The following is a 22,879-nucleotide window of genomic DNA, read 5'->3' on the forward strand; positions in this document are numbered from 1 at the left end:
CACCGCCTTCGCGAGCAAGCCCGCTCCCACATTTTCAACCGCGTTTCGGCAGCTTCCAGTTGGGTCGGATGAAGTGGCAGGTATAGCCATTCGGAATCCGCTCCAGGTAATCCTGATGCTCCGGCTCCGCCTCCCAGAACGGCCCCGCCGGTTCGATTTCCGTCACGACACGGCCTGGCCACAACCCCGAGGCATCCACATCCGCTGCGGTGTCTTCAGCAATGTCGCGTTGCTGTTCGCTCAGGTAATAAATCGCCGAACGGTAGCTGGGGCCCAGGTCGTTGCCCTGGCGGTTGGGCGTGCTGGGGTCGTGGATCTGAAAAAAGAACTCGAGGATCTGCCGGTAAGTGATCACCGTCGGGTCGAAGACGATCTCGATGGCTTCGGCATGGTTGCCGTGGTTGCGATACGTGGCATTCGGCACATCGCCGCCGGTGTAGCCGACCCGCGTGTGCAGCACGCCGGGGTAGCGGCGCAGCAGGTCTTGCATGCCCCAGAAGCAGCCGCCGGCGAGCAGGGCGGTTTCGGTCGGGTTGGTCATGGTCTGTGCTTCCCCTTGTTGGATACCTCGCTAGTTATGGGGGCAGGTTGGACGATTCCAAGGTCGAGGGGCGCGCCTTCGATCGGCTTTGTCCGCGTTGCCCGCAGCGCCATCAACAGCGCCAACACGGGTGCCAGGGTAAACAGCGCGAACAGCCAGCGCGCGGCATGGGCGATGCCGCCATTGCCCGCCACTTCATTGATGCCCGCCATGTTCGAGATCACCCCCGCCAGCGCCGCGCCCATGGCCATGGCGAACAGTTGCAGGGTGGTGATCGACGAAGCGGCCGTGTCCTTGTCCTGTTCCGAAGCCACTTGCAGGATGCGCGTCAGCAGGTGCGGCCAACCCAGGCCGATGCCGAACCCCACCAGGAACAGCCCCAGGCAGATAGGGGCCAGCAATGTCCATTCGCCCTGGCTGGCGATGGGCGTAGTGATCGCCAGCATCATCAAGCCCGCCACGATAAACAGCGGCCCCGCGATGATGGCGCGATGTGGACCGCGGCCGGTCCAGCCGGAGCTGATGATTTCCGAGACCGTCCAGCCGGCCGCCATCAGCGCGGCCATGTAACCGGCGATCAGCGGCGACTGGCCATGCAAGTGCTGCAGAAAGTACGGCATGAAGATCTCGCTGCTCATGCCGATCACCAACAGGCAGGTGGTCGCATAAAGCGCGCAGAGCGGGGTGCTGAACTTCAATGCATCCCGGGGCAAAAGACGCACGGTGGCGCTGGACTCCTTGCGGATCAACAGCACCACCAGCACGACGCAGGTGGCGATACCCAACAGGTTCCAGCTCGGCAGCGCCGAGACGCTGCCGGCACACACCGCCAGCACCGCGCCCGCCAGCAGCACCAGTTGCGGCACCGGCAAACGAGCGGTGGCGGTCGCCGTGGTGTCGCGCGGGGGCAGGGCGCGGCTGGTGAGTACCATGTACGCCAGGCTCACCGGCACCATCGAGCCGAAGGCCAGGCGCCACGCGTCCATCTCGGCAAACACACCACCCACCGCCGGCCCGACGAGCGTCGCCACGCCCCACATCCCCGACACCAGTGCCATTGCGCGCGGCCACAGGCGCTCTTCGAACACCAGTTGGATCATCGAGTAACACAGGGCCAGCAAGACCCCGCCGCCCAGCCCCTGGATGGAGCGCCCCACGAGCATCACCGGCATGTTCGGCGCCAGGGCACAGATCAGCACGCCTACCATGAACACCAGTGTGGCCAGCGCATACGCCAGCCGTGGACCGGTGCGTTGCAACAGCTTGGAGGTGAGGGCGGAACCGAGGATCGAGGCCACCACGTACAGTGTGGTGCTCCACGCATAAAGCGCCAGGCCGCCGATTTCGGCCACCACCGACGGCAGGATGGTGGTGGCGATGTAGGTGTTGGTGGCATACAGCGCGATGCCGCCTGAAAGGGCAATGGAGCGCGTGGCGTTCTTGCCGCTAAGCAACTCGCCCCAACTGCTGTCTTGGGTTTGCATCAACGATTCCTTGTAATGCGTTCGCGGTATGGAAGCCGGCGAAGGGCATAAGCGCCAGGCTTGAGGTAATTAACCAAGCAATTGCTTTTAATATTGCGTTGAGGCGAATTATTTTGCAAGAAATGACTTGTCAGGTGGCCGAGTCGCTATGGCAGTCGAGGCGGAGCGTGAGACGCGCGGTTTCCCACGGCCGGCAGCACTTCACACCATCAGTTTCCGGCTGAACTTGGTTTCCATCACGATATGCGAAGCGGTGTGCGCCACCCCTTTGATCATGTTGATCCTGATGAGCTCGGCATTGAGTTCGCTCAGGGTGGCGGTGGCCAGGTGAATGATGAAATCGGACTCTCCCGAGACCGCATACACGGCCTGCACCGCTTCCATCCTGCGCAGCGAGGTCATCACATCGGTGTAGCTCTTGTTGGTGCAGGAGGTCATGGTAAAGCAGGTCACCGTCTGCTGAAGCCGGTCCTGGTCGATGCGCACGCTGTAGCCGGTGATGACGCCGGCCTTTTCCAGGCGGGTAATCCGCTCCTGCACCGCAGAGCGCGAGACCCCGAGCTTGCGGGCCAATGACGCGGTGGGTTCGCGTGCGTTGGCTTGCAGCAGGCCAAGCAATTGCCTGTCCTTGTCGGTGAGGTTAAACAGTGGACCGGGATTCTGCGTATCCATGGACACGTCCTTGACCCTCGCTGGGGTTCAGTTTTTATGAGTCGCCCTGTGTTGCGAGCGCTTTTCCTGAAACATATCCATCATTTTCAGGCCGGCGTAAACCGTTTGTGCGGCCGCCGGGCCCAGGGGGCCGCCATTCCATTCCAGGCCGTAGGCATCGAACAGGCGGTAGCGATCGGTTTCGCCGCAGATCGCCTCGGCGATGACGCGTGCGCCGATCGGCGCGGTGTTCATACCATGGCCACCAAATGATGTACACGCCCACAATCCCTGCCCCAGCGGGCCAATGTGCGGCATCTTGTGCCGCGCATAACCCATCAACCCGGACCAGGCCTTGTCGATCCTGATGCCGCGCAATTGCGGATAAACGTCGAGGATATCCTGCGTCAGCAATTGCCCCAGGCGTTTCTCATCCTGCAGGTTGCGCGTGGTAATGCGGCCGCCCCAGAGCAGGCGGTCGCCCTCGACGATGCGGTAATAGTCCGAGGCCCGGCGGTTATCGCCCACGGCATCGGAGGTACAGACCGCCTCGGCCAGGCGATCGCCCAGGTGCTCGGTCAGCACTGCATAGGTCGCGATCGGCAGGAAGGCGCGGCGTAATTTGCCGAACTCAGGCCCCCCATAGCCGCCGCAGCAGTACACCACGTGGGCACAATCGACAGTGCCCTGATCGGTGATGACCCGGTGTCGCCCGTTGCGGCTTTCGACGGCGGTCATGGGCGAGCGTTCATGGATTTTGCCACCACTTTGCTCGATCAGTCGGGCCAGGCCGAGGCAATAGTTCAAGGGGTGGAAGTGAAAGCCATGGTTGTCGCGCAGCGCCTGGAAATACCGCTCGGTCTTGAGCTTTTCGCGCACCGCCTGGCGATCCAGGTAGTCGAGGTGAAAGTCGAAATCCGCGGCCATTTTGTCCCGCACGCGCTGCAGGTTGTCGCCATCTTCGTAGCGCACCACACTCAGTTTTCCCGGGGTTGGCGTGCAGCCGGGCAACTGATGATGGGCGATCATGCCCCGAACAATCTCGACGCCTTCAAGCGACAGTTTGAACAGCGCGGCGGCCGTCGGTTTGCCGCAGCGTCGCTCGATGGCGGCCAACCCTTCGGACCAGCCCTGGAGCACGAAGCCACCGTTGCGCCCCGACGCTCCCCAGGCCACGCGACCGGCATCCAGCAGCACCACCGACTGCCCGCGGGAGACCAGCTCCCACGCCGTGCTCAGCCCCGCCAGCCCGGCGCCGATCACGCACACATCGGCCCGGGCGTTGCCACACAGCGCCTGGCGTTCAGTCGTGTCGCGCATCGTGGCGGTGTAGTAATTGTTGTTATAGGTGAACATGAAGTCGGCCGTCCTTTTTTCGCGGCGCAGGCATACAGCGCGCCGCGTCGAGGACGGGGCGCCTGTACGGCCTGTGGGGTTTTTTACTGCACCTGGGTGAGGTCGGCGCCGTACCATTTCTCTGACAATTGCTTGAGCGTGCCGTCGGCTTTCATGTCGGCGACGATCTTGGTCAGCGCGCTGTTGAACGCCTCATCGCCTTTGTCCACGGCGATGGCCAGGGGTTCGTAGTAGGCGGGTTTGCCTTCCACCCTGACGATGGGGTAGCCATTCTTGACGGCGGCGACGATGGTGGGCAGGGCGGACAGGGTTGCGTTCAGCCGCACCCCGTCCCCCATGCGCAGGTCATCCAGCGGGCCCATGCTGTCGCCGTACGTGCGAACCTCGCCGGGGGTGACTTCGTAAGTGAAAGGCGGCACATCGGCGGCGTCGATCTTGAGGCGGCGGTTGATATAGTCCTCCGAAGTCGTACCGGCTTCGACGCCGATGATCTTGCCGTTCAGGTCCGCCACTTTGGTCTCGGCCGCGTCCTTGTGCACCGCGAATACATACGGCGTGTAGTAGTAGATCGCGGGGAAGTCGAGCACCCGGGTGCGCTCGGTGGTAGGCGTCATTGAGCCGACCGACAGGTCCCAGCGGCTCGACCAGCGCCCGGCGGTGATGATCCCGTATTCGGGCGTCACGAAGTCGACTTTGCTGCCCAGGCGTTTGCCGATTTCGCTGGCGACGTCGATATCGAAGCCTTGCAGCTTATTGTCCGGGCCAAGGAACGATTGCGGTGGCCAGTTGGCCGAGGTGGCCACCTTGATCACCTTGGTTTCATGGATGCGGTCGAGGGTCGAGCCCGCCCAGGCCGCGCCTGTGAGGCTGGTGAGGGCGGTGGCGACAGCGGCTGCGGTGAAGAAGCGAGTGAACGAGATCATGGGTAAGCCTCCAGTATCTTGAGTGCGGTGCCTGTTGTTTTTATCGGTGACTTCGCAAGGTTCGACGGTGCTGCTCAGTGGCTGAGAATCTGCGACAGGAATTCCCGGGCACGCTCGTGCTGCGGGTTGTCAAAAAACTCGGTGGGTTTGGCTTGCTCGATGATGCAGCCCTGGTCCATGAAGATGATCCGGTCGGCCACCCGCCGGGCGAATCCCATCTCGTGGGTGACGCAGACCATGGTGATGCCGTCCTGGGCCAGTTCGCCCATCACGTCCAGCACTTCCTTGACCATCTCGGGGTCAAGGGCCGACGTGGGCTCGTCGAACAGCATGATGCGCGGGCGCATGCACAAGGCCCGGGCAATGGCGACGCGCTGCTGCTGGCCGCCCGAGAGCTGGCTGGGGTATTTGTCGGCCTGGTTCCCGATGCGCACTCGGTCCAGGTATTCATAGGCCAGCTCGCGGGCCTGGGGCTCGCTGAGCTTGCTCACCAGACGCGGTCCCACCATGAGGTTCTCCAGCACCGTCATGTGCGGGAACAGGTTGAACTGCTGGAACACCATGCCGACCTGGCGCCGTATGCCCGCCACGCAGGCGGCATCACGGGTCAACTCGGTGCCCTCGATGAACACGTGGCCTTTCTGGAAGTCTTCCAGCAGGTTCAGGCAGCGAATCAACGTGGACTTGCCGGAGCCCGACGGCCCGCAGACCACCACGATTTCACCACTGGCAATGTGCAGGTCGATACCCTTGAGCACATAAAAATCGCCATACCATTTATGCATGTCCTGGATCGATATTGCAGGGTATGGAGCAGGGACTATTGAGGGCTGATTCATCGTCATGCTCCTGGTTCAGCGATGGGCGCGGTTGAAGTGCTTTTCCAGGCGGGCCTGGACGGTTTCCAGCACGATCGACAGCAGCCAATACAGCACGGCGGCGGTGATCAGCATTTCCAGGTGCCGGAACTCGGCGCGTCCCTGGGTTCGTGCCAGGAACATCAGCTCCCAGACGCCGATCACCGACACCAGCGAACTGTCCTTGAGCATCGAGATGAACTGGTTGCCCGTTGGCGGAATGATCAAGCGCATGGACTGCGGGAGAATCACCCGGGTCATCGTCTGGAACGGGTTCAGGCCAATCGCCCGCGAGGCTTCCCACTGGCCCCGCGAGATGCTGCTGATACCGGCGCGGAAGATCTCCGTCATGTAGGCGCCATAACACAGCGAGAGCGCCAGGATCCCGGCTGGAACCGCCCCGACGACATAGCCGAGCTGGGGAATGCCCAGGTAAATCAGATAAATCTGGATCAGCAGCGGAACGCCGCGGAAAAACGAGGTGTAGAAGCTCGCAATCGCAATCGCGAAGCCGTTGGAAGACAAGCGCGCGGTTGCGCCCAGCAGCGCCAGGACGAACGCAATCGCAATCGAAATCGCCGACACGTAGACGGTGGTGAAGACCCCCTGGGTGATCATGAAGCCGATTTTGGTCGCGATGAAACTGTAGGAAAGGTTGAAGGTGTCGAAGAACAACAGGAACAGCACCAGCAACTCGCACCAGACCGTGATGATCTGCGCGCGCAAGGGAAAGCGGCCAAGGATGAACAGGTTCAGCACCACCGTCAGGGTGAACGTGCCGCCCACTGCAATATCTCGTGCCAGTGGTGCCTTCAGATCGAGAACGATGGGGCCCATCAAGTGGGAGAGGCGGCCATCACCGACGCCGCAGGCGAGCGTGATGATGAAAATCACCACGGCCACCGCGCCCATGAATACCGCGCTGTCCGTCATGCGGGTCTTGACGATATGGTCTCTGTACATGGCTTACGCGCCCCGGGGTGAGCCCCTTTATTGTTGTAAGCCCATTATGGGTTGACGAAATGCCGGGCGGCACCCTGCGGATTGTTGGGATTTGCGGTTTTCATTGGCGTATGAGGGGATGGGAGCCGTACATATGCCGGGCGGAGTCATCAAGCTTTCGCCAGCAATCATTTCGCGCCAGACTCATGGGCATTCATTGCCCCAGGGTAGCCGCCATGATTTCCCATGTGTTTTTAGGTACAGGTGATTTTGATCGGGCTTTTGCTTTCTATTCGAAGGTGATGGCTGAGTTGGGCCTCAGGTTGAAATTTTGCGATGCGGATAAACCGTGGGCCGGTTGGGTGGCTGAAACCGCACCTCGTCCGATCTTCGTCATTGGGGCGCCATTTGATGGCAACCCGAGTGCACCCGGGAATGGGCAGATGGTGGGGCTACTTGCGCCCAGTCGGGAAGCGGTTAGAAGAAGTTATACAGCGGCGTTGGCGCTCGGCGGGATATGTGAAGGAGAGCCTGGATTAAGGCCTCACTACCACCCCGATTATTACGGCGCGTATTTTCGAGATACTGATGGCAACAAGCTGTGCGTGTGCTGCCATGATCCACAAGCAAATTACCCTCGGTGAGGGTGAGTTGAACGAGCAAAAGCTGAGGCTGGGAACGCTGAACAGGGCTGAGGGCGTTGGGGCGGGTTTGGAACTGGGATTGAGGTAGTGATCCATGGCGCGCTGGGCGGCCTGGTGGAGTTTTGGATCGGAAGTTCCCGGAGGATTAGGGGTAACCTTGAACATTGTCTGGATGCTCCATTTTGGCCCCCGCCTTATCGCTACTAAACGAAAGGTGGCAGCTGTGTGCAGGTTAGTAGAGCGGATATTCCAGACAAAACCGGCGCGCCCGAGGGCGCCCGAGGGCGCCCTGCACACAGCCACCATTAAGCACAGACAAAGACGTCTGACAGATGATGCTTATGCACATTGCCTAGAATACTTCGGGCTACTAAACCCGATCACTGAGGTTTCAGCGACCGAGCAACCTTAGAGCCCCATACCCAAGCGCACAAGCCGGCGGATTCTGACGCAACTGTAGGCAATGGAGCAAGGCACCTCACGGCTTGCTATAGGCCATGTACTCATTCTGCAAGACAATATGGTCGGCCACGTACTTCGCATCATGCCAAACCCCGTAGATAAACGAAGACGCGCGGTTCACCAGGTTCGGCAAACCCAAAAAGTAAATCCCGCTTTCCGCCGAAATCCCGCGCTTATGGAAAGGCTCACCTTTCTCGTCGAACGCATGCACTTTCAACCAACTGAAATCAAAACTGAAACCCGTGGCCCACAGAATCGTGGTCACACCGGCCTCAGCCAAATCCAGGCTCAGGATCGGATTCACCAGGCACTCCGGGTCAGCCAACAATTCCCACGCCTCAGGCTCCGGCGCAAACGGCAGGCCGTTCTGCTCGATATAGGCGTCGGCATCCCGCAGTACATCAAAGTAGGCACGGTCACCTTCAGCCACATTAGCCGCCAGGCCGGGCTCAAACTCCATCACGCCTTCATTCCACGACCGAGTAACACCCACCAGCGTAATGCCCATGTGCGCCAGGCGGCGGAAGTCGACGGTCTTGCCGCCTTCATAGCCACTGACGGCAAACGCCACATGCTTCTTCTTCGGCTGGATTTTGACCTCGTCCCACAAGCCCAGCGCGCCCAGCCACCAGCAGTAATCACGGCCACGATACGAGCGAGGAGGGCGATAGTGTTCGCCCACCGAGAGGTACACGGTCTTGCCGGCCTTTTGCAGTTCCTCGGCAATTTGTGAACCCGATGCGCCAGCGCCCACCACCAACACAGCACCCTCGGCCAACTGGCCGGGATTCTTGTAGGCCGAGGAGTGCAGCTGTTGAACCGTGGCGTGTGCGGGCACCAGATTCGGAATGGACGGACGTTGAAACGGGCCTGTCGCCGCAACAACGTTGGTGGCCTCGATCACACCCGCCGAGGTGGTCACCTTGAACCCGGGGCGACCCACGTGGCGTTCCACTTGCTGCACTTCAACCCCGGTGCGCACCGGAGCCTTCAGCATGTTCACGTACTCTTCAAAGTAGGCCGCCATGCGCTCTTTCGGCGGGAAGCTCTCGGGGGAAATGCCTTCGAATTTCATGCCGGGAAAACGGTCGTGCCAGGCCGGGCCGTTGGCGACCAGCGAGTCCCAGCGCTCGGACCGCCAGCGCTCGGCGATGCGGTTACGCTCCAGCACGATGTGCGGCACGCCCATGAGTGACAGATGCTCGCTCATGGCGACCCCCGCCTGGCCTGCGCCCACCACCAGGGTGTTGATCTTTTCAACTGACATGTGAGCTTCCTAAAGATAAGCGACCATCGACCGGTATCAGTGTGATCAAGCAACCGCCAGCCGGAAATTATGCTTTTTGAACGTAGAGGTTAGGCAAAACCAAAGCCCTTCAATCGGCCTCCAGCAGCTCGGCCACCGCCGTCAGGGCCAGGCGGTAGCCCAGCGCGCCGAGGCCTGCGATCACGCCGGTGGCGGCTTTGGACACATAGGAGTGATGACGGAAAGCCTCGCGCTTCCAGATGTTGCTCATGTGCGCTTCGATGATCGGGCCGTCGAACGCCAGCAGCGCATCGAGAATCGGCACCGAGCTGTAGGTCAGGCCGGCGGCGTTGATGATCACCGCGTCGGCGTTGAGCCGGGCCTCCTGAATCCAGTCCACCAGCACCCCTTCATGGTTGCTCTGGCGAAAATCCAGGGTCAGGCCCAGTTCGATCGCGTGGCGCTGGCAGCACGCTTCGATGCTGGCGAAGCTTTCGCTGCCGTAGGTGCCGTTCTTGTCCAGACCGTACAGGTTGGCGTTGGGGCCGTTGAGGAAATACACAGTGCGGGGCATGGCAAGCTCCAGGTGGCTCATGGTTGCTGGTTGGGGTTCCAGTCATCCGGCACCACCGCAATCACATCGATCTCCATCAACCACTCCGGCTGGCCCAGACCCGAAATCACCAGGCCGGTGGAGATCGGGAACACGCCCTTGAGCCATTTGCCGACCTCCTGGTACACCGGTTCGCGGTAGCGCGGGTCGATCAGGTAGGTGGTGGTCTTCACGATGTGCGACAAATCGGAACCGGCTTCCTCCAGCAGTTGCTTGACGTTTTTCATTGCCTGTTCGGCTTGCGCGCGCGGGTCTCCGAGGCCGATCAGGTTGCCGTCGAAGTCCGTGCCGATCTGGCCACGTACATAAATGGTATTGCCGGCGCGCACGGCCTGGCACAGGTCGTTGTCCAGCGCCTGGTTGGGGTAGGTCTGCTTGGTGTTGAACATGCGGATACGGGTATGGGGGGGCATTGCTGGCAACTCATGAGGCGCGGAATAAATCCAGCTTCACATTGGCCTCGCCCGCGCGAAACCAGCATTTGCGCGAGGTAATGCTTAGGCAAAACCGAAGCGCCATCCGCCGGCGTCAGCGTCGGGCTAAAACAGCAATCGGCATGAACCATGCAACGCTGTGTTTGAGGCAGGCGGCGCCGGCTTGGCGTCAGCTTATTGATGATGTGGAGGCGTGATGCTCAGTCGTATTACCCAGCGCCAACTGGAATATTTCGTGGCTTCCGGTGAGGCAGGCAGCATCAGTGCGGCGTCTGAGCGCATTCATGTGTCGTCGCCGTCTATCTCGGCTGCGATCACCCACATGGAGGCCGAGTTGGGCATCCAGCTGTTTGTGCGGCATCACGCCCAGGGCATTTCCCTCACGGCAGTGGGGCGCCAGGTGATGCAGGAGGCCAAGCTGATCCTGGAGCAGATGACCAACCTCTACACCATCGCTTCCGAGTCGCTGAACACCGTGCGCGGACCGCTGCGGGTGGGTTGCCTGGAGTGGCTGGCGCCGATGATCACCCCTGAGCTGGTGTTTGGTTTTGGCCGCGCGTTTCCAGGTGTACGCCTCACGCAAGTGGAGGGCAACCACGAGGAAATGCTGGAAAAACTGCGCAGCGCCGAGATCGATATCGCCCTGACCTACGACCTGGTGACCAGTGACGACATCGACTTCCAGCCGCTGGCGCAATTACCGCCGTATGTGATGGTGGGTGAGTACCACCCGCTCGCAAGCCTGTCGGCGGTGAGCATGCTCGACCTTGAGGATTACCCGGTGGTGCTGCTGGACACGCCCTGGAGTCGGGAATATTTCCTCAGCTTCTTTATGCAGGCCGGTACCACACCGAACATCATCATGCGCTCCAGCAACCTTGAAACCGTGCGCTCGATGGTTGCCAATGGCATCGGCTATTCCTTCGCGAATGCCCGGCCCAAAGCCAATCTTTCCCAGGACGGCAAGCGCTTGATCCGCCTGCGCTTGTCCGGCCCGCACCGGCCCATGCAGCTGGGCTATGCCACGGCGAGCAATACCCAATTGTCCCGCGTGGTGTCGGCGTTTGCCGAGCGTTGCCGCATGTTCGTTTCAGACCAGTACATCCCGGGCATGGCGGCCCCGAGCTTTTTTGATGCCCATGCGGTGCGCACCCTGAACGGCGCGGGCTGAGCCGCGTGCTTTCCTGCTTTTCTGTGGGAGCTGGCTTGCCTGCGATGCAGGCACCTCGGTCTTCCAGGTACACCGGGGCGATGCTATCGCAGGCAAGCCAGCTCCCACAGGGGATCGCGTTTGCTTCGCACCAAGATGTGGCGCTGATTGCCTGATGGGCGAGGTGTCGCCCCATTAAGAGACAGGCTGTTTTACCAGTCCAGTCGTCACCCAGGGAACGGTGACGCTGCGTAGGTTCTCCCTACCCAATAGGCCGGCTTTTACGAATTGACCCCAAGGGCCTCTCCCCACGAATCTCAGTCCATCGGTGCAGATCAGGGTTCGACCTTCACGTTGAGCATTCGGTGGGCATTTTCATTTTTTTGTCGAGCACAGTGACGATGACTTTCAACTGGAATTACATGTTTGGTTTGCTGGCCGATGCCGAGTTCTGGCGGGCGACATGGACGGTCATCCAGCTCAGTTCGTTGACATGGGTCCTGAGTATCGCGCTGGGCTTCCTGCTGGCCCTGGCCAAGCAGTCAAAGCACGCGCTGATTAGCCTGCCGGCGCGTGGCTATATCTGGTTGTTCCGCAGCCTGCCGCTGCTGGTGCTGCTGATCTTCATCTACAACCTGCCACAGGCGATTCCCGCCACGTCGGTGATTCTGGCGGACCCGTTCTGGGCCGGCCTGCTGGCGCTGGTGATCTGCGAAACCGCCTATGTCGCTGAGATTCACCGGGGCGGCCTGCTGTCGATTCCCAAAGGTCAGGGCGAGGCCGCGCGGGCACTGGGGCTGAAGTTTTTCGGGATCCAGTGGCGGGTGGTGATCCCGCAGGCATTGCGGGTGGCGCTGCCGTCGCTGGCCAACGAATACATCTCCATCGTCAAGCTGACCTCGTTGGTGTCGGTGATTTCGCTGACCGAGATCCTGATGGTCGGCCAGCGCCTGTATTCGCAGAATTTCCTGGTGATCGAGACGATGGCGGCGGTGGCTTTTTTCTACGTGTTCATCGTCACGGTGTTCGACTTCCTGCTCAAACGGCTCGAGCGTTTTCTCGACGTCAATCAACGCAACGTGTCCCGGGTACCTGATGCCGAGGTGCTGGCGCTGGCGACCCGACAGCACGTCGCCCTGCAACGCCCTGTCAGTACCGAAGGCCCGGCGCTGCAGGCCAGCCGGCTGCACAAGGCCTACAACGATGTAGAGGTACTGGGCTCGGTCAACCTGCAGATCCAGCCCGGCGAAGTAGTGTCGGTGATCGGGCCTTCGGGCTCCGGAAAAACCACCCTGATTCGCCTGCTCAACGGTCTTGAGCAACTGGACAACGGCGAGATCCAGATCAACGGCCAACCCTTTATTCACCTGAACAAAGTCGGCGCGCAGAAGCCGCAGTATGTCGAGCACGCCGAGCATCGCCTGAACATCGGCATGGTGTTCCAGAGCTTCAATCTATTCCCGCATCTGAGCGTGCTCGACAACTTGCTGATGGCGCCGAAGTACCACCACCTCGGCAAGCTGGATGAGCTGAAGCAACAAGCCTACGCGCTGCTGCACAAGGTCGGCATGCTCGATCACGCCTGGAAGTACCCGCATCAGCTTTCCGGTGGCCAACAGCAGCGCGTGGCCATCGCCCGCGCCCTGATGATGCGCCCGCAAATCATGCTGTTTGACGAGCCCACCTCGGCCCTGGACCCGGAAAAAGTCAACGAAGTCCTGCAGGTCATCGAGGCCCTGGCCCAGGAAGGCATCACCATGGTGATCGTCACCCATGAGATGAATTTCGCGTTCAAGGTCTCCGACCGGATCGTGTTCATGGAGAGAGGCCGTGTGGTGTGCGACGACACGCCGCAGGCGCTGCGCAGCGGCGAAAACCCACGTGTGGAGGCGTTCCTCAAGGACGTCTCGCTGGCGTAACTCCTTTAACGTTCGAGCGACAAGAGAGCCACAACATGATCGAGCAAGCGCAAATTGAACAGTTTCACCGGGACGGTTTTCTGGTGGTGCAAGACGTGCTGTCGGCTGAAGAAGTCGCCGCGTTGCAGCACGACTTCGACCAGTGGGTAGAAGACAGCCGCAGCCACGAACAGGGCTGGGGTGAAACGGCAGATGGCCGTGCGCGTTTCGACCTGGAAGGCGACCATCGCCCGGATCATCCCTCGCTGCGCCGAGTGAGTTCGCCCACCGAAATTTCGCCGGCATACCAGCGTGTGGCGTTGCATTCGCGGATGGCAGCGATCTCCGCGCAACTGATCGGGGGCGGCGGCACGCGTTTTCATCACAGCAAGATCAACTCGAAACTGCCCCACACCGCCACGCAGGTGAAGTGGCACCAGGACTTCCTGTTCACGCCCCACAGCAATGACGACATCGTCACGGCCTTGCTGATGGTCAGTGAAGTCACACCGCAGAATGGCCCGTTGAATGTGATTCCCGGCAGCCACAAAGGCCCGTTGTGGTCCCACTGGCGCGACCAGCGTTTCACCGGTTCGGTGGACGACACGGTGGTCGACGACCTGTGCCACGACCCGGTCGCCTGTTATGGCCCGGCCGGTTCCGTGTGCTTCATGCACACCCGTCTTTTGCACGCTTCAAGCCCTAACGAGACCGAACTGCCGCGCACCCTGTTCATCAGCGTCTACGCCGCTGAAGACGCGCTTCCATTCGGCGAAAACCCGCTGCCCAGCGCGCACGCCGGCCTGATAGTGGCCGGTGAAGAAAGTGGGCTGGTGCGTTCCACGGAAAACCACCTGCGCTTGCCGCAGAAGCCCCGTGGCGCCTCTTTCTTTGTGCAACAGGCCGGCCAGGATTCAGTCACTGCCTAACCTTCTTCTCACCTTGCAGGGTATTACCATGACAGCGTTTCAGATGATTGCTCGCCCTATTGCCGTGTGCCTGCTGGGCGCTGCGGTTGCAATGACGTCGTTGGCGGCTTCGGCTTTCCAGAAAGACGGGAAAATCGTCGCAGGTTCCGATGTGACCTTCTTTCCCTATGAATACATGGATAACAACAAGCCCGCCGGCTTTGATATCGAATTCATGGATGGCCTGGCCAAGACCATGGGGCGCACCGTCGAGACCCTCGACACGCGCTTTCCCAACCTGATCACCGGCCTGCAGGCGGGGCGATTCGACGTGACCAACTCTTCGATGTACATCACCGCCGAACGGGTGAAAGTCATCGATATGATTCCCTACCTGAAAAGCGGTGAGTCGATCCTGACGCTCAAGGGCAGCGACTTCCAGCCCAAGACCCCTGAAGAGTTCTGCGGCCACAAGATCGGCTCTATGGGCGCCACCTCCTGGCTGGCGCAGATGCACAAGCTGTCGGATGAGTACTGTGTGAAGAAAGGGCTGAAGCCGATCGCGATCAGCGAGTACAGTACCGACCCGCAAACCACCCAGGCCTTGCTGGCTCATGCTGTTGAAGCGCAGATCACCGATGCGGCCGTGGCCCGTGGCGCAGTGGAAAAACTCGGCGGGCGCGTGGTGATTTCTTCCGATACCTTGATCTACCCGGTGTTGAACGGCTTTGGTGTGAAGAAGGGCAATGACGAGGTCAAGAACGCCTTGATCGAAGGCATCAAGAAGTTCAGCGCCACCCCTGAATACGCCGCCTTGCTCAAGAAATACAACTTCCAGGCGCCTACCGATGCCGACATCGCCGAGCTGATGCCGAAGTCCTGACCGGAAACTGTTCACTTAAGGAACACGCCATACCTGTGGCGAGCGAGCTTGCTCACTACAGATTATGGGGTACTTGTCCTGCGGAGAAAGCTACATGGCGTTATCACTTGAAGAGCAAACCCGCATCGACCTGGCGGCAACTTTCCGCATCGTTGCGCACCTTGGCATGCATGAGGCAGTGGCCAACCATTTCAGCGCGGCGGTGTCGGCCGACGGCAAACAGTTCCTGCTCAACCCGAAGTGGAAGCACTTCTCGCGTATCCGCGCCAGTGACATGCTGCTGTTGAATGCCGACGACGCCGGCGGTGCCGATCATCCGGAGGTAGACGCTACCGCCTGGTCGATCCACGGGCAGATTCACCGGCTGTTGCCGCAAACCCGCGCCGTGCTGCACCTGCACCCGGTGTACACCACGGCGGTAGCCTGCCTGGCCAAGCCGCATATCCCTGCGATCGACCAGAACACCGCGCGCTATTTCAATCGCGTGGCGGTGGACGAGCTGTACGGTGGCATGGCCGACACCGAGGCCGAGGGCGAGCGCCTCGCCGGTTTGCTGGATGGCAAGAGCCGCTTGTTGATGGGCAACCATGGGGTGATGGTCACAGCCACCTCCATCGGCGAGGCATTCGATGATATCTGGACCCTGGAGCGCGCCTGCCAGATCCTCGTCACGGCGTGGTCCACCGGCCAGCCGCTGCGGATACTGTCTGACGAAGTGGCTGAAAAGACCGCGCGGGGATGGGAAGGCATCACGGATTTCTCGCAACGGCATTTTGAAGAAATGAAGCAGTTGATGATCGACGCCGACCCTTCGTTGCTCGACTGATTTCACCCCTCACAGGCAGGAACCCCCATGACCTTTTCGGTTGTCGCCCGCTGTGCCGAAACCGGCCAGTTGGGTATCGCTATCAGCTCGTCGAGCATTGCCGTGGGCGCCCGTTGCCCGTGGCTGCGCCCCGGCGTGGGCGCGGTGGCGTCGCAGAACATCACGTTGCCGGCCCTCGGCCCGCAAACCCTGGACCTTTTGGCCCAGGGCATGGCCCCGAGCGAGGCGCTGGCCACCGCGCTCACCCCGCAGAGCCGTAGCGAATATCGCCAGGTGACAGTGATCGATAGCACTGGCCGAACCGCACACTTCAGCGGCGCGCAGACCCTGGGCATCCACCACGCGGTCAGCGGCGAGCAATGCGTGGCGGCAGGGAACATGCTGGCGAATACCGGTGTGATCGAAGCCATGGTGCGCGCCTTCGAAGATACGCCCGGGCATCTCGCCGACCGGTTGCTCGCCTCCATGCAGGCGGGGGCGGCGGGAGGCGGCGAGGCGGGGCCAGTACATTCTGCCGCGCTGGTGGTGGTCGGTGACCACCTGTGGCCCATCGTCAACCTGCGGGTGGACTGGGCCGACGTGGATCCGATCGGCACCCTGGACCAACTCTGGCAGGCCTATCGCGGGCAAATGCAGGACTATATCGACCGCGCCATCAACCCGCAAAGCGCCCCTGGCTACGCGGTGCCGGGAGATGACCGATGAGCCGCAGCCGTGACCTGCTGGCGCACCTGGTCAGCTTTGACACCACCAGCCGCGAATCCAACCTCGCCCTGATCGACTTCGTGCGCAACTACTTGCAGCACCATGGCGTGAGCTGTGAATTGTTGTTCAACGAGCAAAAGAGCAAAGCCAATCTGTTGGCCACCATAGGTCCGGCGGAGGTGCCCGGTATCGTGCTTTCGGGCCATACCGACGTAGTACCTGTAGACGGTCAGTGCTGGAGCGTTGCGCCGTTTGAACTGACCGAGAAGGATGGCAAGCTGTACGGGCGTGGCACCGCCGACATGAAGGGCTACCTCGCCTGCGTGCTGGCCAGCGTACCGGCGCTGGTGCAGGCACCGCTGCGCATGCCGGTGCATATCGCGCTGTCTTACGATGAAGAGGTGGGCTGCCTGGGCGTGGGGTCGCTGATCGAAGCGTTCCATGCAAAAACCGTCAAGCCGTTACTGTGCGTGATCGGCGAACCGACCGAACTCAAGCCGGTGCTGGGCCACAAGGGCAAGCTGGCGATGCGTTGCGAGGTACATGGCGCGGCGTGCCATTCGGCGTATGCGCCGTCGGGTGTGAACGCCATCGAATATGCCGCGCTGTTGATCATCGAACTGGGCCGGCTCGGTGAAGAACTCAAGGCGCCGCAACATCACGACGGGAGTTTTGATCCGCCGTTCTCCACCGTGCAAACCGGCATGATTGCCGGTGGCAACGCCCTGAATATCGTCCCGCAAAACTGCAGCTTCGACTTCGAAGTGCGCTCACTGCCCGCACAGAATCTCTGGCACGTCGCGGACCAACTGCGGGGTTACGCCGAGCACACCTTATTGCCCGCGATGCAGGCGGTGAGCGGGCAGTGTGCAATCCACTTCAGTGAGCTGTCGAGTTACCCAGGGTTGTCGACATCAGCGCAGAGCCAGGCGGCTGAATGGGTTGCCGACTTCTGTGGCTCTCAGGCATACGGCACAGTGGCGTTCGGCAGCGAAGGCGGGCTGTTTGATCAGGCGGGCATTCCCACCGTGGTATGTGGACCGGGCAGCATGGACCAGGGGCACAAGCCTGACGAGTTCATCAGCGTTGCGCAGCTTGAGGCCTGTGACCGGATGCTGGAGAAAGTGTTGGTGTTTGCCAGTCGGCAATCCTGATTCAGCAAGCACCCATCCTGTGGCGAAGGAACTTGTTCCCGTTGGGCTTCGAAGCGGCCCTAGACCCTGCAATCGATATCGACCTGACGGAACACCAGTGCCTGCTTTGGGGCCGCTTCGCAGCCCAGCGGGAGCAAGCTCCCTCGCCACAGGTTGTCGGCTGCCCTTACGCTTGCGGTATTGGTCAGACGGTTACCGTTCTGCCACCTGCGCTGAGTGCTTTCGCCCCATTTTCGCGCACGGTACAGCGTGTTTTGCACGACGTCCCGCCTATCCAGCGGGCCCGACAACAGCGGTCCGTTTCTTGCTAGAGCCAGCTTAATCAATGACATGGCATTTTGCCGTCAATCATTTCAAAGCTTGATTCGCTGTTGAGGCGAGTGGTTCTAGGAGTAGTCGGACATGCAAAGTGTGTTGTCGCCAGGTATCCGCCTGCTCGGACGTTTTGGATTCGCGCGCAAGTTCCAGATCCTGTTTTTCCTGTTCATGCTGCCCCTGGCGGGCAGCCTGTGGATGATCGCGCAGGAGTACCGCACCAAGCTGACGGTGATTTCCAATGAGCAATCCGGGGTGCGCGAACTGCTGGCGCTGGATGCCCTGGACGCCCAACTGACCGCCCAGCGCAACCTGGCGGCGCGCTGGAAAGCTGCCGACATCCTCCACGACCAGACACCCGCGGCCAAGGCGGCCATGACTGCGGTCGATACCAATTTCCCGCTGATCCTGCAAAGCGTGCAGGCCCTGGGCGAGGCCCTCAAAGCCCAGAACGCCCGCCCGGATACCCTTGCACGTTTTGAGGCATTGCAAGCCTCGGTCACGGGCATGGATTCCCAATCCCTGCGCACCGTGGGCTGGTGGCCGGATGGTTATGACCGCTTCACGTCTGCGCTGAGCGCGATGCAAACCCTGCGCGAACAGATCACCATGGACACCGGGTTGATCCTCGATCCGTGGCTTGAAACCTATTTGCTGATGCAGATTTCCACCCAGCAAACCCCCGACCTGATCGAGCGTATCGGGCGTATGGCGAGCGTCGGGCAGTCATCCATCGCATCGGGGCAGTTCACCCTGCAAAGCCGTTTGCAGATGCGTGATTTGCGCGGTCGCATCGGCGACGCAAGGGACCAGTTGGTCAAGGCCGCCGCATCCCTCAAGGCCAAGCAATACCCGGGGCTGCAAACCTGGATCGCGCCATACGACGACAGCTTGCAACTGCTGGACAACGAACTGAAGACCCTGGACGAAGGCGTGTTCGGCGGCACCATCAAGCTCGATACCACCGGCTTCGAACGCAGTGTGGATGGCATGCTTGGCGCCCTCGGCGCGTTGCGTAAACAGTCGCTGACCTCGCTGGACGCGCGCCTGGGTTACTACCGCGACAGCTCGCTCAAGCAATTCATCCCGGTGGCGGTCACGTTCAGCGTGCTGGCGCTGGCAGCCCTGTACCTGTTCGTGTGCTTGCAGGCATCGATTCGCCGCAGTGCCAGCGGCATCACCACCCTGGCCGAATCCCTGCGTGACGGTAATCTGTGCGTTGAAGTGGCGGTGGAAGGGCGTGATGAACTGGCGGCCATCAGCACGGCGCTCAACGTGGCGGTGGTGCAGTTGCGCACCAGCCTGCTGGGGGTCAATCACGAGACGCAGCAGTTGGGCTCTGCGGTGCTGACACTCAATTCGCAATCGGGCAGCACGCTGACCGAAGTGGAAGACCAGCAACAGCAGATCAGCCAGATTGCAGCGGCCGCCACACAGTTGGCCGCGACCTCCATGGGCGTCGCCAAGAGCTGCGAGCAGGCCTCCGGCAGCGCGCAGAAAACCCGGCAGATTGCCGAAGACAGCAGCCGCGACAGCCAGCGCACCACCGCGAGTATCCAGCAACTCAACCAGCGCTTGACCGACACCTCCGATGCATTGGAGCGCGTCAGCCAGCAGGGCCAGCAGATCCAGTCGGTGGTTGACACCATTCGGGGTATCGCCGAGCAGACCAACCTGCTGGCGCTGAACGCTGCCATCGAGGCTGCGCGGGCCGGTGAACAGGGGCGGGGATTTGCGGTGGTAGCCGATGAAGTGCGCAGCCTGTCGCAACGGACCCAGGCCTCCACGGCGCAGATCGCCGGCACGGTCGACAGTTTGCGCGCGACGGTGAGCCAGGCGGTCACCCTGATGGGCGTGGCCTGTGAGCAGGCGGTGACCGATGCCGAGTCCGTCACGGGCCTGGGCCATCGCCTGGGGGAGATCGCCAGCGCGGTGCAGAGCGTCACTGACACCCTGGCGCAGATCGCCACGGCGGTTGAGGAACAGGCAGCGACGGCGGATGAAGTGAGCGGCAATATCCAGCAGGTTGACCAGGCCGCCGGGCGCTTGCTCGACGGCGCGCGGGCGGTGAACCAGGCGGCGGATAGGTTGAGCAAGGGCAGCCGGGCGTTGAGCGACAACACGGCGCGGTTCCAGCTGGGTTGAGGGGCGGCCTACAGCGCAATGGATAGATGTTCTATCATGAGCATCTATTCATAAACGGTGAAGCAATGCCATGAGAGACCTGCCACCCACCTCGACATTGCGCGCCTTTGAGGTTGCCACACGCCACGCAACCTTCACCTCGGCGTCAGAAGAGTTGCATGTCACCCAGAGTGCCGTCAGCCATCAGCTCAAACACCTTGAAGAACTCTGGGGGTTGCAGTTGTTCCAGCGGGGCAAGTCACTCAGCCTGACGCCTGCCGGAGCAGCCCTTGCGCCGATCGTGCGCGAGTTTTTCATGAGCCTTGAGGCGACACTCGCGGACCTGCGCGAGCAAAAGGGCAGGGTCCGGCTCAAGGTCAGTACCACCTATTCCTTCGCGCTGAAATGGCTGCTGCCCCGATTGCCGAGCCTGGCCCAACGGCACCCTGAAATATTGGTCACCCTCGACTCCAGCGACAAGATCATCAACTTCTCCAGTGCGGAGGCTGATGTTGCGATCCGCCTGGGCAACGGGAATTACCCGGCGCTGTACTCGGAGTTCCTGTTCCGCGAGCAGATTTTTCCGGTGGCCAGTCCCGATCTGTTGAAACGCTTTGGCCGGCCACACACACCCGCCGAATTGCTGCGCTATCCCTTGCTGATGCGCGACGGCGCCGACCTGGTGCCGAAGTGGGAAGTATGGTTCCAGCACGTCGGGCTCGCGATTGCGCCGCTCAAGGAAAGTGTCAGGTTTGCGGACACCAACATGACGATCGAGGCGGCCTTGCTCGGCCAGGGCATTGCATTGGCGCGCAGTGGGCATGTGGAGTCAGAGGTGAGCGATGGCAGTCTGGTGAGGCTGTTCGATGTGCCGTTCCCGTCACCGGTCGCTTATTACTTTGTCTGCCCCAAAGGCATCGAGTCCCAGCCGCATATCGTCAGTTTTCGTGATTGGCTGATGCAGGAAGCCGTAAACGCCGGGCTGGCTTACGAATAAAGCATGAGGATTTGCTCATTCTTCAATGAGCAGACTTCGCTTCAGTTAAGGCGCCGGTTTGCTTAGGATGGGCGCATGCCTTATCCCATTATTCTCCTGGTCCTCTTCGCTGCCTTACTGCACGCCAGTTGGAATGCGCTGCTGCGTGGCGGCGCCGACCGGCTCTGGTCGATGACGGTCATGTGCCTGGCGGTCGCTATCGCCAGTGGCGGCGTTGCGGTGTTCCTGGACCCTCCGGCGCCAGCCAGCTGGTTTTATGTGGTGCTGTCAGCGGTGCTGCACGTGGGCTACAACCTGTTCCTGGTGCGCAGCTACAAAGTCGGAGACCTGGGGCAGACCTATCCGATTTCACGGGGCTCCTCGCCGGTGCTGATCACCCTGGGTGCCGCCGTGTTTGCCGGGGAGAGTGTCTCGGCCAGCTCGCTTCTGGGCATTGCCCTGGTGTCGGGCGGCATCATTTCCCTGGCGTTCAGGGGGCGCCGGCTCGCCGTTCCCAGCCTGCCATACGCCCTGGGCACCGGCTGTTTCATTGCCGCCTACAGCGTGACAGACGGCATCGGCGCGCGCCTGTCGGGTGCGCCGATGGCCTACACGGTGTGGATGTGCGCCTTGTGGGGCGTGTTGATGCCGGCGGTGTATATCGGCCTGCGGGGCCCGAAAAGTCTGTTCAGCCTGCGGCCCGGGTTTTTCACGGCCTTCGCCGGTGGGCTGGTGTCGCTCCTGGCCTACGGAATCATTATCTATGCCATGGCCGGTGCGCCCATGGGCGCGGTCTCGGCCTTGCGCGAGACCAGCGTGCTGTTTGCGGCACTGATCGGCTATTTCTTCCTGGGCGAGACACTGACGGTCCGCAAGGTGCTGGCGTGCGTGGTGATTGCCACCGGCACCATCCTGATCGGCTGACAGCAGGCAAAGCATTTTCCACCACCACATGAAGGTTCGCGCAATGGATACCGTCCCGCAGGCACCGCTGATTCTGATAACAGGTGGAAGTCGTGGCGTTGGCGCCGCCACCGCGCGGCTGGCCGCCGCACAAGGTTATGACGTGGCGATCAGCTTCGTTTCCGATGAGTCTGCCGCACTCGCGGTGGTGGCGGATGTAGAAGCGGCAGGGCGCCGGGCGTTGGCCGTACGCGCGGACAGCGCAGACCCGGAGCAGGTCGTCCAGTTATTTGCGGCGATAGATCGGACGTTCGGGCGCATCGATGTGCTGGTTAACAACGCCGGGATCAACGCGTTGCAGTCCCGGGTCGAAGACTTGCCGTTCGAGCGGATGCAGCGGATTTTCGCGGTCAACGCGATCGGGCCGATGCTGTGTGCCCAGCAAGCGGTGAAGCGCATGTCGTTTCGTCACCAGGGGCGGGGTGGTGCCGTGATCAATATCTCGTCGGCATCCGCCCGGCTGGGCAGCCCCAACGAATATGTCGACTACGCCGCATCAAAGGGGGCTCTCGAGACCTTCACCATCGGGTTTGCCAAGGAAGTGGCCAGGGAGGGAATACGCGTCAACTGCATCCGCCCGGGGCATATCTACACCGACATTCACGCCAGTGGCGGGGAGCCAGGGCGGGTTGATCGCGTGAAGGATTCGATCCCCATGGGCCGCGGCGGCCAGCCTGAAGAAGTGGCTCGGGCGATCCTGTGGCTGGCAGGCGCCGAGGCGTCCTTCATCACCGGTACGTTCCTGGATGTCACCGGCGGGAAATGAGCAGCAGGGCGTGGCACCGAGGTTTCCCTCGGTAGGCCGCGCCCGGCATGCGTGCACT

The 22,879-nt window shown here is 61.4% G+C and carries 22 protein-coding genes; 12 read left to right on the forward strand and 10 right to left on the reverse strand.

The features are described 5' to 3' along the window. Positions 1 to 34: 34 nt before the first annotated feature. The 7 genes from msrA to HX807_RS10370 all read right to left on the reverse strand — a co-directional run bounded on the left by msrA (position 35) and on the right by HX807_RS10370 (position 6,775). A complete protein-coding gene (gene msrA / locus HX807_RS10340) occupies positions 35 to 541 on the reverse strand; it encodes a peptide-methionine (S)-S-oxide reductase MsrA (protein ID WP_102605137.1) in 507 nt (168 codons plus the stop codon). Beyond that, on the reverse strand, positions 538 to 2,025 hold the full coding sequence (locus HX807_RS10345) for an MFS transporter (RefSeq protein WP_177049891.1): 1,488 nt from the start codon (positions 2,023 to 2,025) through the stop codon (positions 538 to 540). Before HX807_RS10345 ends, msrA begins: the two co-directional genes overlap by 4 nt. 201 nt (positions 2,026 to 2,226) lie before the next feature. After that, positions 2,227 to 2,697, reverse strand: a complete 471-nt coding sequence (locus HX807_RS10350) for an Lrp/AsnC family transcriptional regulator (RefSeq protein ID WP_003215617.1) — start codon at positions 2,695 to 2,697, stop codon at positions 2,227 to 2,229. Between the two features lie 27 nt (positions 2,698 to 2,724). Further along, on the reverse strand, positions 2,725 to 4,032 hold the full coding sequence (locus HX807_RS10355; protein WP_177036117.1) for an FAD-binding oxidoreductase: 1,308 nt from the start codon (positions 4,030 to 4,032) through the stop codon (positions 2,725 to 2,727). 83 nt (positions 4,033 to 4,115) lie between these two features. Continuing rightward, positions 4,116 to 4,955, reverse strand: a complete 840-nt coding sequence (locus HX807_RS10360; protein ID WP_003215621.1) for a transporter substrate-binding domain-containing protein — start codon at positions 4,953 to 4,955, stop codon at positions 4,116 to 4,118. Between the two features lie 74 nt (positions 4,956 to 5,029). Beyond that, positions 5,030 to 5,794, reverse strand: coding sequence for an amino acid ABC transporter ATP-binding protein (locus HX807_RS10365; protein ID WP_023658742.1), 765 nt, complete (start codon positions 5,792 to 5,794; stop codon positions 5,030 to 5,032). A gap of 15 nt (positions 5,795 to 5,809) precedes the next feature. Further along, entirely contained in the window at positions 5,810 to 6,775 is a 966-nt protein-coding gene (locus HX807_RS10370) for an amino acid ABC transporter permease (RefSeq protein WP_087693732.1), read from the reverse strand. Between the two features lie 215 nt (positions 6,776 to 6,990). On the opposite strand from HX807_RS10370, the gene HX807_RS10375 reads away from it, so the two are divergent. After that, positions 6,991 to 7,398 (forward strand): VOC family protein, encoded by a 408-nt coding sequence (locus HX807_RS10375; RefSeq protein ID WP_003215625.1) that lies wholly within the window; start codon positions 6,991 to 6,993, stop codon positions 7,396 to 7,398. A 478-nt stretch (positions 7,399 to 7,876) separates the two neighbouring features. On the opposite strand, the gene HX807_RS10380 is transcribed toward HX807_RS10375, so the two are convergent. The 3 genes from HX807_RS10380 to HX807_RS10390 form a co-directional block, all read right to left on the reverse strand. Continuing rightward, the gene (locus tag HX807_RS10380) at positions 7,877 to 9,127 is read right to left on the reverse strand and encodes an NAD(P)/FAD-dependent oxidoreductase (RefSeq protein ID WP_177049893.1); all 1,251 of its coding nucleotides are present in this window, start codon (positions 9,125 to 9,127) and stop codon (positions 7,877 to 7,879) included. 109 nt (positions 9,128 to 9,236) lie between these two features. Next, positions 9,237 to 9,680, reverse strand: a complete 444-nt coding sequence (locus tag HX807_RS10385; RefSeq protein WP_023658744.1) for a type II 3-dehydroquinate dehydratase — start codon at positions 9,678 to 9,680, stop codon at positions 9,237 to 9,239. 17 nt (positions 9,681 to 9,697) lie between these two features. Further along, positions 9,698 to 10,132, reverse strand: a complete 435-nt coding sequence (locus tag HX807_RS10390; RefSeq protein ID WP_177049895.1) for a RidA family protein — start codon at positions 10,130 to 10,132, stop codon at positions 9,698 to 9,700. Between the two features lie 217 nt (positions 10,133 to 10,349). Here HX807_RS10390 and HX807_RS10395 point away from each other — a divergent pair, with 217 nt between their 5' ends. From HX807_RS10395 to HX807_RS10445, 11 genes are all read left to right on the forward strand, one after another. Next, a complete protein-coding gene (locus HX807_RS10395; protein WP_008434694.1) occupies positions 10,350 to 11,324 on the forward strand; it encodes a LysR family transcriptional regulator in 975 nt (324 codons plus the stop codon). Positions 11,325 to 11,704: 380 nt separating this feature from the next. Beyond that, positions 11,705 to 13,222: an amino acid ABC transporter permease/ATP-binding protein gene (locus HX807_RS10400; RefSeq protein WP_003215631.1), complete on the forward strand. Its 1,518-nt coding sequence runs from the start codon at positions 11,705 to 11,707 to the stop codon at positions 13,220 to 13,222. A gap of 35 nt (positions 13,223 to 13,257) precedes the next feature. After that, positions 13,258 to 14,130, forward strand: coding sequence for a phytanoyl-CoA dioxygenase family protein (locus HX807_RS10405; protein WP_008434690.1), 873 nt, complete (start codon positions 13,258 to 13,260; stop codon positions 14,128 to 14,130). A gap of 28 nt (positions 14,131 to 14,158) precedes the next feature. Further along, on the forward strand, positions 14,159 to 14,992 hold the full coding sequence (locus HX807_RS10410; RefSeq protein ID WP_023658745.1) for an ABC transporter substrate-binding protein: 834 nt from the start codon (positions 14,159 to 14,161) through the stop codon (positions 14,990 to 14,992). Between the two features lie 94 nt (positions 14,993 to 15,086). After that, a complete protein-coding gene (locus HX807_RS10415; protein WP_008434687.1) occupies positions 15,087 to 15,818 on the forward strand; it encodes a class II aldolase and adducin N-terminal domain-containing protein in 732 nt (243 codons plus the stop codon). Positions 15,819 to 15,845: 27 nt separating this feature from the next. Then, positions 15,846 to 16,523: a DUF1028 domain-containing protein gene (locus HX807_RS10420; RefSeq protein ID WP_008434686.1), complete on the forward strand. Its 678-nt coding sequence runs from the start codon at positions 15,846 to 15,848 to the stop codon at positions 16,521 to 16,523. Next, positions 16,520 to 17,677 (forward strand): acetylornithine deacetylase, encoded by a 1,158-nt coding sequence (gene argE / locus HX807_RS10425; RefSeq protein ID WP_003215645.1) that lies wholly within the window; start codon positions 16,520 to 16,522, stop codon positions 17,675 to 17,677. Before HX807_RS10420 ends, argE begins: the two co-directional genes overlap by 4 nt. 402 nt (positions 17,678 to 18,079) lie before the next feature. Beyond that, complete coding sequence (locus HX807_RS10430; protein ID WP_177049897.1) at positions 18,080 to 20,137, forward strand: methyl-accepting chemotaxis protein; 2,058 nt, start codon at positions 18,080 to 18,082, stop codon at positions 20,135 to 20,137. 70 nt (positions 20,138 to 20,207) lie between these two features. Then, positions 20,208 to 21,113 carry a transcriptional regulator GcvA gene (gcvA, locus tag HX807_RS10435; protein WP_177049899.1) on the forward strand — a complete coding sequence of 302 codons (906 nt, stop codon included), beginning with the start codon at positions 20,208 to 20,210 and terminating at the stop codon, positions 21,111 to 21,113. 75 nt (positions 21,114 to 21,188) lie between these two features. Continuing rightward, entirely contained in the window at positions 21,189 to 22,016 is an 828-nt protein-coding gene (locus HX807_RS10440; RefSeq protein WP_008434678.1) for a DMT family transporter, read from the forward strand. Positions 22,017 to 22,059: 43 nt separating this feature from the next. Next, a complete protein-coding gene (locus HX807_RS10445; RefSeq protein WP_003215653.1) occupies positions 22,060 to 22,821 on the forward strand; it encodes an SDR family oxidoreductase in 762 nt (253 codons plus the stop codon). The last annotated feature ends 58 nt before the right edge of the window (positions 22,822 to 22,879 follow it).

The organism is Pseudomonas sp. D8002, from assembly GCF_013385695.1.
Lineage (GTDB): Bacteria > Pseudomonadota > Gammaproteobacteria > Pseudomonadales > Pseudomonadaceae > Aquipseudomonas.